We start from the raw sequence: 14,170 nt of genomic DNA on the forward strand, positions 1-14,170 counted from the left end.
GTTTGAAAGGTAAAAAAGCATGCAGCGGTGTGTCGATGGAAGGAGCCTTGGAGTCCAGATCGTAGATGCAGTGGTTGAAAAGTCCGACCATCTCGTCTTCAAACTCGATGCCCCGGTAGATACCCTGCAGGGCTCGGAGCTTATCGACATAGAGTCCGGCCAAACCTGCTTTGGTGAGTGTTCCGATATCGCCTCCGGAGCCTTTGACCCACATGACCTCGACGGATTCTTTGGTGAGCGGATCGGCTTCAAAAGTCTTGCAGCTGGTATTGCCGCCACCGTAGTTGGTGATGCGAAGATCGGCCCCCAGGATATTGGATCTATAAATCAATAAATCAACTTCGTTTCCTTCTAAATCGGCAGCTTTTTTATCATCCCATAAATAGCTGACATGGTTAAATTGTTGTTTTGTTTTTTCCATGTATTTTGGGTTTAATTGTATGGATGCATTTTATCAATTTAGATGTGTATAGTTTGTCTTCTGTCCTGTTCTATACTGTCTTATAAAGATATTAGTGATGGTGTAAAGTAAAAGGTTAATTATATAAAAATAAATCAAGGTTTTGATGTTTTTTAATTTGTTAAATAATTACATTAATATTTAAGAAAAAAGACCTATTTGGGATAAGTGTTTGTAAATAATTGAAAAAAAGGGGGTTATGTATGTGCTTTTTCTTCTTTTTATAATGATTTTAAACTGAATAGATTTTTGTTTTCAAAAAATAAGGTAGATCAAAGTTTCATAATAAAACTATTTTAAATTGTTCTCTATCCTGCAGTGTCCTGTTCTTAAACAAAGTTTTATTTATTATAAAATAATTATAAAGTGCAGGATGCGACAGGATAGATTTGGGTGTTAATAGAAGTTAATTGGATGAAAATACCGCTTATTAACATTAAACCCAATATCTATGAAAAACAATTATTTATTATTTAAGAAGCATTTTTTTCTGCTTCTTTTTATAATTCTAACTACCAATCTTTCGGCCTGGGCACAGGCAACGAATGTGACTGGTACCGTAAAAGATGAGACGGGAGAACCTGTCCCTGGTGCCACGGTCATGATTAAAGGTACTCAAGTGGGTACGGTAACTGACATTGATGGAGCTTTCAATATTCAGGCATCTCCAGGAGCAATTCTGGTGATCAGTTTTATTGGATATACTCCTAGCGAGGTGGCGGTTCAATCAGGAAAAACTTCTTATGATGTCACCATCACTACTTCCATGTCGGATCTTTCCGAAGTGGTTGTTGTCGGTTATGGTAGCCAAATCAAAAAGGAAGTTACTGGAGCAATTCAAACTGTCGGGGGAGATGAATTGACAGATATGCCAGTAACTACTACTGCTCAAAAACTGCAAGGTAAACTTGCAGGTGTACAGATCAATCAAACAACAGGTAAGCCAGGACAAGGGATGAATGTAAGGATCCGTGGCCAATTATCTGTTTCTGGAGGTAGTGATCCTCTTTATGTAGTGGATGGTTTTCCTATCACAGGAGATATCAATACCCTAAACCCAGATGAAATTCAAGAAATTACGATTTTGAAAGATGCTGCTTCCACTTCATTGTATGGATCTAGAGCTGCAAACGGGGTGGTTTTGATTACTACTAAAAGAGGTAAAACGGGTCAGACCAACGTAAACTTCAATGTTTATACTGGTTTCCAGAAAGTGCCTGAAAACGGTAGGTTGGAAATGCTAACGGCGGAGGAATTTGCTCAGTTTAAGAAGGAATATTACACAGACGCAGGTCAGCCTGTACCAGCTATTTTTCAAAACCCTTCAGATTTTAGAGGTAAAAACAACGATTGGTATGATGCAATGTTGGAAACCGCTCCTATTACTAACTATAATTTGACCATTACTTCGAACAAGGAAAAAGTAAATACAGCGATAGTTGCAGGTGTTTTTGATCAAAAAGGTGTAGTAAGGAATACCGATTATGAGAGATATTCCATTCGTATGAATACAGATTATGCCATTTCTGATAAAGTGTCAGTAGGTGTCAATGTAGCGCCGTCTTACATTGTAGATAATACTCCACAAACAGATGGTTCCAGAGGTACAGGTATTTTGTTTAATGCATTACATACTTGGCCAGTTATGGATATTTATGATGAAAACGGTGATTTGACTTTTTTCAATAGATTCCCGGCTGAGACAGGAAATATTTTCGCATATCCGAACTGGTTGAGATCAGCAGATGAAATTACCAATCAGACCAAGAGAGTAAATATTTTGGCCAATACCTATGCAGAATGGAAGCCAATAAAAGGACTTTCATTGAAATCTACTTTTAATACTGAAATAAGAAATTCCAATTATTTCTTCTTCAATCCATCTACTGCGACGAATAGAATCAATGTGGCAATTCCAACGGTTGCAGTTTCAATTAGGGATAATTTCAGAGATTTTTCATGGCTGAACGAAAACATAGCTACCTATACAGGAAATGTAGGCGATCACAATTATGAAATTTTGGCCGGTTTTTCTAACCAGCAATTCAGAAGTGACAGAACAAGAATTCAGGCAGATACATATGCCGATGATAGACTTCCAACTATTCAAGGAGCTATTAATATCAATAGAGGGGGCACCTTCTCAGACGTAGATGAATGGTCTTTAACTTCTATATTCTCTAGATTGACCTATAATTACAAAGGAAAGTATTTGTTCACAGCGTCTGTGAGAGGTGACGGATCTTCAAGATTTGGAGCTGACAACCGTTGGGGTGTTTTTCCTTCCACTTCTGTAGGGTGGGTGCTTTCTGATGAAGGTTTCTTGAATACAAGTTCTTCGATTTCATTCATGAAGCTTAGAGCCAGTTACGGGATAACAGGTAATAACAACATCGGTAATTACACACAGTATGCTTTGGTCAATAATACAATCAATGGTGTTTTTGGAAATACGGTAGTACCTGGTGCAGCGGTAACTTCCCTAAGCAATACAAATCTTGGATGGGAGACCACAGCTCAATTTGACATTGGTTTGGATTTAGGTCTATGGGATGACAGAGTAACGTTTGGTTATGATTTCTATACTAAGAACACAACCAATTTGCTTTATGCAGTTCAGGTGCCTCAGGAATCAGGTTTCACTAATTTCAATGACAACATTGGAGAGATTAAATTCTGGGGACATGAATTCACGATCAACACTGTTAACACTACAGGTGCTTTTAGATGGACAACCAATGCAAACTTATCCATCAACAGAAACGAAGTTCTTGAGCTAGCAGATGGTATCGACCGAGTATATGGATTCGCGCACATTACACAAGTAGGACAGCCTTTTGGTCAGTTTTACGGACTTAATAAACTAGGTAATTATGCTAACGCAGAAGACTTAGCGAATTCTCCTAAAATCCCTGGAAGATCTACCGTTGGTAGTATCAAACTTGAAGATGTAAACGGAGATGGAGTAATCACCTTTGGTGGTGACAATGATGATAGAACAATCATCGGAAACCCATTCCCAGATTTTGTTTATGGCTTCACCAATAATTTCTCTTGGAAAAACTGGGATGCAAGTATCGTAGCTTCTGGTTCTCAGGGAAACCAACTATACATGAGACACTTGTATTCCACTGCTAACTTGGATGGTGTATTCAACATGGTAGCAAAAGTGAAGGATAGATTCAGATCGCCAGAGAATCCAGGAGAGGGAATTTTCGGTACAACAGTAGGGGGTGGTAATGTGACAGGAATCGAGAGAGACTGGCCAAACAGTAATTTCGTTTGGGATGCCTCTTATTTTACCATCAGAAATATTACAGTAGGATATACTTTGAAGAAGTTGCCTAAATCAGTGAAATCAGCGCGTTTATATGCCTCTGGCCAAAACATGTGGGTTTTCACGAAGTATTGGGGAGGGTCTAACCCAGAGGTTAGTATGCAGAATAATGGTCAAGGAGACGGTGGTAACCTAAGTCCAGGTGTTGATTTGGCTGGTTATCCAGTTCCTAGAACAATCACATTTGGTGTTAACCTCAATTTTTGATTGATCTCTTCTCATAAGTAAAAATCAAACTGTAGAAAAAATGAAAAAACATATAATAGCCTTTGTAGTAGCATGTATAGCATTGACTGGCTGCGAGGACTTTCTAACGGTAGTGCCCGAAACCCAATTGAGTTCGGCTACCTTCTTTAAAAATCAAAATGACTTTGAACAAGCAGTTAATGCTGCTTATGTACCGCTTCGAACTATCATTAACGACAGAGCTTGGCTTCTTGGTGAGATGCATTCGGATAATACCTATTATGCAAGAAATGTGTTGTTCGGTGCAACAGATAACCAAGAGGATATTGCGGATTTCTCAATTCCCGAGTCAAATGGAACATCAGCCAATGTGCATGTTTTGAACCAATGGAGACAGGATTATTTGATCATTTCAAGAGCAAATCAAATCTTGGTTTTGATTGATGATGTGGATTTTGATGCTGCTGCCAAAGCCAATATAAAAGGACAGGCATTGTTCCTTAGAGCTTATGCCTATTTTGAATTGGCGAGATATTTTGGAAGTGTTCCATTGCATTTGACTCCTGTGGCAACTAGAGAGGAAGCTGCTTTGGATTTGTCTTCTGAAGCTGAGGTTTATGCTCAGATCGAACAGGATTTAGTGGCTGCTGTGCCATTATTGCCTAAGAAATCTGCTCAACAGCCTGGTAGAGTGACAGAGGGAGCTGCAAGAACCTTATTGGCAAATGTGTATATCAATCAGAAAAAATGGTCAGAAGCACAGCAGATTTTAACTCCTGTTGTGACCAGCGGAGAATACATGTTAATGGCTGATTATGCCATGGCTTTCCCAGGAAATGCTTCCAATAAAAATAATGCTGAGTCCGTATTTGAGGTTCAGTTTTTGGAAGGTGCAGCCGGGTTAAACGGTAACTTTATTTATCAGTTTATGCCTCGTCCAATCAGTGCAGCCGAATTGCAGCCTATCATGGGAACCAGCAATCCTCAAAACATAGATGGTGAAGGAAACAATATTCCGACTCCAGATATCATTGCTGCTTACGAGGATGGGGATTTGAGAGAAGATGCTTCTATCGGATATGTGTTCCTTTCTGGAAGTTTCAGAGATGACAAAACCTATCCATATATCAAGAAGCACGCAAAGCAACATTCTCAGCACAACAATACCGGTACAAACTGGGTGGTTTATCGCTATGCAGAAGTACTGTTGTTTATGGCAGAGATTCTGAATGAGCAAAATAAGCCAGGAGAAGCTGCGGCTTATTTGAATCAAGTAAGAGAAAGAGCTGGATTGGATCCAACAACTGCATCTGGACAGGCTGAAATGCGTGAAGCAATCTTCATGGAAAGAAGAGTCGAACTGGCTTTTGAAAACAAAAGATGGTTTGATATTCAAAGAACAGATAGAATTGAGGAGATAATCCGTCCCTATGGACAGCGAATTATTAACAATCCTCTGGATTATTATTATCCACCGATTGAAGGTGCTGTTCCAAGATCAAACGCATTTACAAACTTGAGTAAGTTTTATGCTTACCCAGCTGCTGAGTCTGATTTGAGTCCTTATTTCTAAAATAATTTATATTCCCCGCTTGCAACAAAAGGAAATGTTGTAAGTGGGGATTTATGCGAAATCAAGCCGTTCTTGTATTTCTTCGTGCAAAATTTCCCAAAATTGTGTTCTTTGAGTCTACTCAAATTATAATCAGCAATTCAATTAAAATTCCCATAATTCCTATGAATCACAAAAATCATTTAGCCAGGTTGATGATACTAAGCCTCTGCATTGTAGGGGTATTTGCCTGTGCAAAAAAAGAAGAAAAGAAACCCTTACACCCTAAGGTTGAGAAATTAAAATTACCTCCTGGCTTTGTTGCAGAGCATATCTATAGCCCTGGAGAAAATGAGCAAGGTTCATGGGTAGCAATGACTTTTGACCCAAAAGGCCGAATGATCACTGCCGATCAGTATGGTTCCTTATACAGGTTGGATATTCCAGCAATAGGATCAGATTCTCTGGCTCCAAAAGTTGAAAAATTGGTTGTAGGTAATCAAACTGATCAGAAATTGGGAATGGGTTATGCCCAAGGTTTGCTTTATGCATTCAACAGTGTCTATGTGATGGTTAATCACAGAGGTAATGATGAATTTGAACGCACCACCGGGATGTATAGAATCCAGGATTTAGATGGTGACGATCAATACGAAACAGTGACCCTAATCAAATTATTGGAAGGTGATCCAGGAGAGCATGGTCCCCACAGTATGATTCTTTCTCCAGATGGTCAGTCCATTTATATTTCAGCTGGTAACCATGTAGATGTGCCTGAAATGGATGCTTACAGATTACCAAGAGTTTGGGATAGAGATAATTTATTCCCAGAAATCAAAGATCCTCGTGGACATGCCAATAACAGAATGGCGCCAGGTGGATGGATTGCCAAGACTGATCCGGAAGGAAAATCCTGGGAATTGATAGCTGCTGGATTTAGAAACGAATTCGACATTGCTTTCAATGAGAATGGAGATCTATTTACCTATGATTCCGATATGGAATGGGATTTTGGGATGCCATGGTATAGACCTACTAGAATCTGTTATGTTCCTAGTGGAGCTGAATTTGGATGGAGAACCGGTAACCAAAAATGGTCTCCAAACTATCCTGATAATTTACCTGCAGCACTTAACATTGGCCAAGGATCACCTACAAATGTGATGTTTGGAACGAACTCAAAGTTTCCAGAGAAATACAAAAAAGCACTTTACACATTTGATTGGAGCTTCGGGATTATTTATGCAACTACGCTGACTCCTGAAGGAGCTGCTTATGCTGCTAGCGCTGAGGAATTTATTTCAGGTTCGCCTCTTCCTTTAACAGATGGAGAATTTGGTCCTGATGGTTCTATGTACTTCTTAACTGGTGGTAGACGATTAGAGTCGGATCTTTATCGCGTTTATTATGATGGAGATGAGGAAGCTGGAACAGAGACAAAGCAGACTTTGACTGAGGAGCATTTGCTTCGCAGAAAAATGGAAGAATTCCATGTGGGTGGTCCAAAGGCAGGTGCTGTTGAAGCAGCTTGGCCAAACTTGGCACATTCCGATCGCTTTGTACAATATGCAGCTAGAATTGCTGTGGAGCATCAGCCAGTATCAGAATGGCAAGCTAAAGTACTTTCTGAATCCGATCCAAACATTGCGATTCAAGGTGCAATTGCTTTAGCAAGACATGGCGATGCAAGTGTAGCTACTCCTTTATTAGACAAATTGACAAGTATCGATTATGATGAATTGTCTGAAACAGGCAAGCAAAATCTATTAAGAGCTATCGAGTTGACACTATTTAGATTCGAGAATTCATCCAAGCCTTCCTATTCAAAAGTCGTTACTTTCTTGGATCCGAAATTCCCTTCTGGAAATAATAATCTGGATAGAGAATTGGCAAAATTACTTGCTCATACAGGAGCTCCTGATGCGGTAAGTAAAATTGTTTCTCAGTTGGAAACTGCCAAAGATGATGAGTCTTATCAAAAGACTTTCACCTCTTCTTCGGATTTGATCATGAGAAATCCACAGTATGGAATGGACATTGCAAACATGTTAGCAAATGTTCCTCCTGCGCAACAGACTTATTACGCGGTAGTTTTGGGTGGAGCTGAAAAAGGCTGGACTCCAGAACTTCACGATCAATATTTCACCTGGATCAGAAATGCATTTAACTACAAAGGCGGAAGAAGCTACGTAGGCTTTATTGACAGAGCCAGAAAGATGGCTTTAACACATGTTTCTAATGCAGAAACTTCCAAATACGATGAAATGTCGGGAGCGGCATTGCTTACCGGAAATGGAAATGACATCATCGAATCAGATGTACAACCAGAAGGTCCTGGTAGAAGATGGACCGTGGAAGAAGCAGCGCCTATGATGGATAATTTAGCAGGAAGAGACTTCGTTAAAGGAAAAGCAATGTTCCAAGCTACACTTTGTCAATCCTGCCATACCATGCAGGGTGAAGGAGGGGTAATTGGTCCTGATTTGACCCAGTTGGGTACGAGATTCTCTGCAAAAGATATTTTGGAAGCGACTATTGATCCAAGTGCAGTTATCTCCGATCAGTATGCAGCTACAGCTTTGGTGCTGAAAGACGGAAACTCTGTAGTGGGTAGAATCACCAATGAGGATAATGCAAACTATTATGTTTCCCAGAATCCTTTTGCTCCACAGACTATCCGTACGGTTCCGAAATCTGATGTGGTGGAAACAAAATTATCGGAAGTTTCTATCATGCTTCCAGGTATGATCAACAGACTAAATGAAGAAGAGCTGAAAGATTTGATGGCTTATTTGATTTCTGGAGGCAATCCAGATCATGAAGTTTTCAAAGGAGCTCCTGCAAAGTCGAACCCAGAATAATATGAAAAAGATAAATTATTTGTTGATAGGAATTTTACCAGCAATTGCCTTCGGGCTTTTGCTGAGTATGATTTCTGTGGACAAAAGAGAAGTTATACACAGTGATCTTCAAGATGGCTTTAAATCCATTTTTGATGGAAAAACCCTGAATGGCTGGAAAGGTGATCCGACTTATTGGAGTGTTCAGGACGGAGCCATAACTGGCTTGATTACCCCTGAGACTTTACTCAAAGCCAACACATTTTTGATTTGGCAAGATGGTCAGCCGGGAGATTTTGAATTGAAAGCGAAATTCAAGATTTCTGAGTCAGGTAATTCGGGGATCAATTATAGAAGTGATATGGTACCTGATGTTCCTTTTGCTTTGAAAGGGTACCAAGCTGATATCGATGGTAAGATCAACTATACCGGTCAGAATTACGAAGAGAGAAAGCGTACAACACTGGCGTATCGTGGTCAGAAAACCAAAATTACACCACAGGAAAACCCTACAGGAAACCTTAGGGATTATGTGGAAAGAAATGCCTGGAAAGGTTTGAATGTAATCGAGGAACTTGGAGATCGCGATGAGCTAAAAACCAAAATCAAGTCAGAGGATTGGAATGATATTCACATTGTTGCCAAAGGAAATGTGATGAAGCATTATGTGAATGGTGTATTGATGAGCGAGGTGCATGATGAAGATCCTGCCAACTTCTCTCCAAAGGGTTACCTGGGCGTTCAAGTCCATGTTGGTCCTCCAATGAAAGTCCAATACAAAGACCTGATGATCAAAATGAATTAATAAGGTTGGGAATAGATTAATTGTAAGTGTTAAAAGCACCGATGAGACCTACAGCACCTCGTCGGTGCCTTTTTTTTAACTAAAAAATTGACCATTGATCACCAGTCACTTGGTATACTTCCAAGTTAGGATTACCTTTTAAAACCTGACACTACAGGATGGAATAAAGCCACCTGAATGGGAAATTATGACATCAAAAAACAAGAATGAATCCACCCAAAATAGCTCAGACTGATACCTGGAAACATAAAATATCCAATGCACAGCAACTCGGAGGGATTGAAACTTCCGTTTTGGACAATGGTGCGGGAAGAGGGGTAAGGATCGCGTGGATTAACACTGGAACAGGACTTCGATACAAAGTTGTCTTCGACAGAGGGCTGGATATTCTGGATTGTTTTTATAATGAAAGTAGCCTATCATGGATCAGCCATGCTGGCCTTGTAGCTCCACAGCCTTTTTCCAATCAAGGCATTGATTGGCTTCGGACTTTTGGTGGAGGATTGTTGACAACCTGTGGTTTATCGAATGCGGGTCCACCTAATTCTGACGAAAATGGCTCGCGAGGGCTTCATGGGAATTATAGCAACCTTTCCTGTGAATTGCTTTCCATTAAAAATCCGGATGTTTTTACCGGAGATCTAAGTTTTGAGATCATTGGGAAGGTCCGTGAGACAAGCACTTTTGGACCCAGCCTGGAACTGACAAGGAAGATTTCAGGTACTCTGGGGTCTGCAAGCATAAAGATCTCAGATACTGTGGTAAACAGAGGGAATTCCGATGCGCCACATATGTTGCTTTACCATATTAATTGTGGTTGGCCTTTGATAGACGATGGAACCAGAATCGTCTGGAAAGGAAGCAGGATTCCAAGGGAAAGTGACTCTAATTTGACAGAATTCAATAAAAAACATGACTTCAAACTATGCGCTCCTCCTTTGAAAGAGCATGCTGGATTTGGAGAGGATGTAGCCTTTATTGATCCTGCTACCGATGCTTCTGATTTAGTGACTTGTGGCTTTGCAAATGATCAGATACAACTGGCTTTGAAAATAAGCTTTTCTAAAAAACAAATGCCTTGGTTGATTCATTGGCAGCATTGGGGTGAAAATGAATATGTGACAGCCTTGGAGCCGGCGACAAATCCACCGATTGGTCAGACAAATGCAAGGAAAGATGGAACGCTGATTCTTCTCAAGCCAGGAGAAAGTAGGAGTTACGATTTAGAGCTGGAAGTGATCACAGGTGAAAGAGTGAATGAATTTAAAATGTAAAACTGAAAATGAAGAATTGGGAACAATTCTGATTAATAATCTCAAAATCAAATCAATAAACCCATGAGTTTAGCAAAAAAAGCACTTGAGCAAGGAGAAGGGATTTTAAGATTGACACCTACATGGGTGCCAAGATCCTTCTGTGTTCCAGGTAGAAGAATAAAATTACACCCAGACGATTATTATTGCCTTGGCGGTGCAAGAGGTGGAATTGATGAACGTTGGTTTTCATCCACAACTCCGGCAGAAAATGGACCATTGACCAGTGAAAATGAAGGCTTGAGCCATATCGCTTATGAAGATGGAGGCAAAACGGAATTGTTCTTATTGAAGGATGCAATTGACGAACTAGGCGGTCAAATTATTGGAAGCAGACTTTGGGAAAAGTACAAATCCTGGCCTATGTACTCCAAGTTTTTTGATAACATGGGGCCATTGCCACATCATATTCACCCAAGCGATGAATTTGGGAAACTCACTGGTCAAAACGGAAAGCCGGAAGCGTATTATTTTCCTCCTCAAGTCAATAATCACGGTGGGGATTTTCCATATACTTTTTTTGGAATCGCTCCAGGCACCTCGAAAGAAACAATTCTGGAATGTCTGAAGAACTTCAATAAAGGAGATAATAAGATCACCAATTATTCGCAGGCATTCAGATTGCAGCCGGGTACTGGTTGGAATGTACCTCCTGGAATGCTTCATGCTCCGGGAAGTTTGTGTACCTATGAGCCACAAAAAGCTTCTGACATTTTTGCGATGTACCAGTCATTGGTCAACGAAGCCATTATTCCAGATGAATTACTTTGGAATGCAACCCCAAAAGACCGTTGGGGAGATTATGAATTGCTGGTAGAAATGATCGATTGGGATTTGAACGTGAATCCAAATTTGATGGATAGCCATTACATGGAACCAATTCCTGTGGAGGATCGAGCAGCAATGAATGCCAAAGGCTATGATGATAAATGGATCTGCTACAGATCTCATGATTACAGTGCCAAAGAGCTGACGGTATTCCCTGGTCAAACTGTTACCATCAAAGATTCAGCAGCCTACGGTATGATCATGATGCAGGGATACGGAAAAATGAATAATTGGGATATTGAAACTCCAGCGCTGATCCGTTTTGGTCAATTGACTCATGATGAATATTTTGTAAGTGAGGAAGCGGCAATGGCTGGTGTAACAATCACCAACCATTCTAAAACTGACCCAATTGTCATGTTGAAGCATTTTGGTCCTGATAACCCAGATTTGAAGGTAGTTGAATAAAGCTTTCAGGAGAGATCTTGAAATCCTATTGAAATTGATTGAATTAACTTAAAACCCATTTTTAACGATGAATAATTATCCGAAATTACATAATGCAACTTGGCCGGGAATAGTAGGGAAAGGACCTGATTCCGAGCCAGTAATTCCTTTTGATACAATGCTTGCTATGACAGCAGCAGCTGAAGTTGATGGAGTAAAATTTGACGGAGTGGATTTAGGTTTACTAGAACCACATTTTACCCTCAATGATCCTGATGAAGCGAAAGTCTTAGCGGAAAAGCTTAAAAAACATAATCTTGTAGCAGGTTCATTAGTTGCACCTATTTGGGCTGGATCCGCAATGGGAACAGCTGATCAGCGTAAAACTTTTGTCGAAATGGTTCGCAAGGCATGCGAATTTGGAAAGCAACTAAAAGAGCTTGGAGTAAGACCTTATGGTGTAGTCAGGATAGACTCAGCTGCGGGAGTGGATGCTTGGGCAAAAGATCCGGCTGGAAATACTAAAATTATTGCAGATACATTTAGAGAAGCATGTGATGTAGCTGCGGGGTATGGAGAAAAACTTGCCGCGGAAGGTGAGATTTGCTGGGGAGCAATGCACAGCTGGAAGTATATGGTAGAGTTGATGGAAATGGTCGATCGACCAAACATCGGTCTTCAGGCAGATATGTCCCATACTTTCCTTTATACCTTGGGTTACAATGCTCCGGAACATAGGATTATTCCAAAAGATGCTGATCTACATGATAGAGAAGTGATTAAAGCAGGTTTGAAAACCGTAACTGATGCGTTGAGACCTTGGACGATTGATTTCCATGTGGCTCAAAATGATGGTTCCGTATTTGGCTCTGGTTCTCATGACAAAACAGGTCGTCACTGTCAGGCAACAGATCCAAATGGACTTTTGGATATCGCCCATGATGCTGGATATTGGCTGAGAGATGAAAATGGTCAGTTGACTAAAGCTTTCAAGCACATTTGCTGGGATGGCTGCATGTTCCCTAATGCTGTCATGGAAAATCAACAAACCTGGAATGATATCCTAGCTGCCATGATTAAAGTGCGTGAAGCTCACGGATGGAAAGCCTAACCTTCATCATTTTACATTCAACATTCATCATTCGAAATTGAATCGGTTTTTTAATGATGAATAACGAGTGTCGAATAATGAATTTCGAAGTGAATAAGAACAATAAATAACCAGAATATGAAAGAAAAGAAATATATCAGAATAGGACTTATCGGAACAGGCCTGATGGGAAGAATTCATACCAACGGGTATAAGAGATTGGCTGACTTTTTTCCTGAATACGAATACAATCCAGTATTGCAGGCTTGCTGCTCTAGAAGAAAGGAAAAAGCCCAGGCTTTTGCTGATCAATGGGGTTACAAATCTGTAGAAACCGATTGGAGAGAACTTTTAAAGCGGGATGATATCGATGCGGTCGATATTTGTACACCAAATGATATGCATGCTGAAATCGCTATTGCTGCTGCAGAGGCGGGTAAAATGATTTTATGTGAGAAGCCTTTGGCAAGAACTGTAGCTGAGGCGAAAGGCATGCTGGATGCAGTAGAAAAAGCCGGAGTGAAAAATACAGTTTGGTATAATTACCGCCGGGTTCCAGCAGTTACTTTGGCCAAGCAAATTGTTGCTTCCGGTAAACTCGGAAAGATTTTTCATTACAGAGCTAATTTCTTGCAGGATTGGACTATCAATCCGGATCTTCCTCAAGGAGGAGACGCATTATGGAGACTGGATGTAGATGCTGCTGGTTCCGGTGTAACGGGCGATTTATTGGCACACTGTATTGATACTGCCATGTGGATCAATGGTGGAATTAAGGATGTGTCTGCTATGACTGAGACATTTATCAAAGAACGAGTGCATCAAGGAACCGGAGAAAAGAAAAAAGTGGGAATTGATGATGCCTGCGTTTTCCATTGCCATTTTGACAACGGTTCTTTGGGATTGTTTGAAGCGACACGTTATGCCAGAGGACATAAGGCGCTATATACTTTTGAAATCAATGGAGAGCATGCTTCTATCCGTTGGGATCTACACGATTTGACTCGTCTGGAGTATTTTGATCATGATGATGAAGGAAAAGTAAGAGGTTGGAGATCTATTCACGTGACAGACGGAGATCATCCTTACATGGAAAGATGGTGGATTCCAGGTACTTCCATTGGGTATGAGCACTCATTTATCCATCAAGTTGCGGATTTCTTTAAGAGCCTTGAAACTGGCGAATCATGCCACCCAACATTCAAAGACGCATTTGAAACACAAAAAGTGTGTGAAGCAGTAATTGATTCAGCAAATGCCAGAGCTTGGAAGGATACCGGAGTGGAATGGACTGAGAAATAAAAATTCTTAAATTGGAAATACATTTAAAAGCTCAATCAAGATTTACATTGATTGAGCTTTTTTGATTAAC

8 protein-coding genes and 1 pseudogene are annotated in these 14,170 nt (G+C 40.3%); 8 read left to right on the forward strand and 1 reads right to left on the reverse strand.

Annotated features, from left to right (window positions below):
• Positions 1–421: pseudogene (locus J0A69_RS16425) on the reverse strand (class II aldolase/adducin family protein); the annotation flags it as partial.
• 490 nt (positions 422–911) lie between these two features.
• Between J0A69_RS16425 and J0A69_RS16430 the strand changes: the two are divergent.
• The 8 genes from J0A69_RS16430 (at position 912) to J0A69_RS16465 (ending at position 14,100) form a co-directional block, all read left to right on the forward strand.
• Positions 912–4,004, forward strand: coding sequence for a SusC/RagA family TonB-linked outer membrane protein (locus J0A69_RS16430; RefSeq protein WP_206587707.1), 3,093 nt, complete (start codon positions 912–914; stop codon positions 4,002–4,004).
• Positions 4,005–4,044: 40 nt separating this feature from the next.
• Complete coding sequence (locus J0A69_RS16435) at positions 4,045–5,556, forward strand: RagB/SusD family nutrient uptake outer membrane protein (RefSeq protein WP_206587708.1); 1,512 nt, start codon at positions 4,045–4,047, stop codon at positions 5,554–5,556.
• Positions 5,557–5,720: 164 nt separating this feature from the next.
• Complete coding sequence (locus J0A69_RS16440; protein WP_206587709.1) at positions 5,721–8,396, forward strand: c-type cytochrome; 2,676 nt, start codon at positions 5,721–5,723, stop codon at positions 8,394–8,396.
• A 1-nt stretch (position 8,397) separates the two neighbouring features.
• A complete protein-coding gene (locus tag J0A69_RS16445) occupies positions 8,398–9,180 on the forward strand; it encodes a 3-keto-disaccharide hydrolase (RefSeq protein WP_206587710.1) in 783 nt (260 codons plus the stop codon).
• Between the two features lie 206 nt (positions 9,181–9,386).
• The gene (locus J0A69_RS16450; protein WP_206587711.1) at positions 9,387–10,454 is read left to right on the forward strand and encodes an aldose 1-epimerase family protein; all 1,068 of its coding nucleotides are present in this window, start codon (positions 9,387–9,389) and stop codon (positions 10,452–10,454) included.
• A 63-nt stretch (positions 10,455–10,517) separates the two neighbouring features.
• Positions 10,518–11,729: a cupin domain-containing protein gene (locus J0A69_RS16455; protein ID WP_206587712.1), complete on the forward strand. Its 1,212-nt coding sequence runs from the start codon at positions 10,518–10,520 to the stop codon at positions 11,727–11,729.
• A 67-nt stretch (positions 11,730–11,796) separates the two neighbouring features.
• Positions 11,797–12,819, forward strand: a complete 1,023-nt coding sequence (locus tag J0A69_RS16460) for a sugar phosphate isomerase/epimerase family protein (protein WP_206587713.1) — start codon at positions 11,797–11,799, stop codon at positions 12,817–12,819.
• 117 nt (positions 12,820–12,936) lie between these two features.
• Positions 12,937–14,100: a Gfo/Idh/MocA family protein gene (locus J0A69_RS16465; RefSeq protein ID WP_206587714.1), complete on the forward strand. Its 1,164-nt coding sequence runs from the start codon at positions 12,937–12,939 to the stop codon at positions 14,098–14,100.
• Positions 14,101–14,170 lie beyond the last annotated feature (70 nt).

Source organism: Algoriphagus pacificus (assembly GCF_017254845.1).
GTDB classification, from domain to species: Bacteria; Bacteroidota; Bacteroidia; order Cytophagales; family Cyclobacteriaceae; genus Algoriphagus; species Algoriphagus pacificus.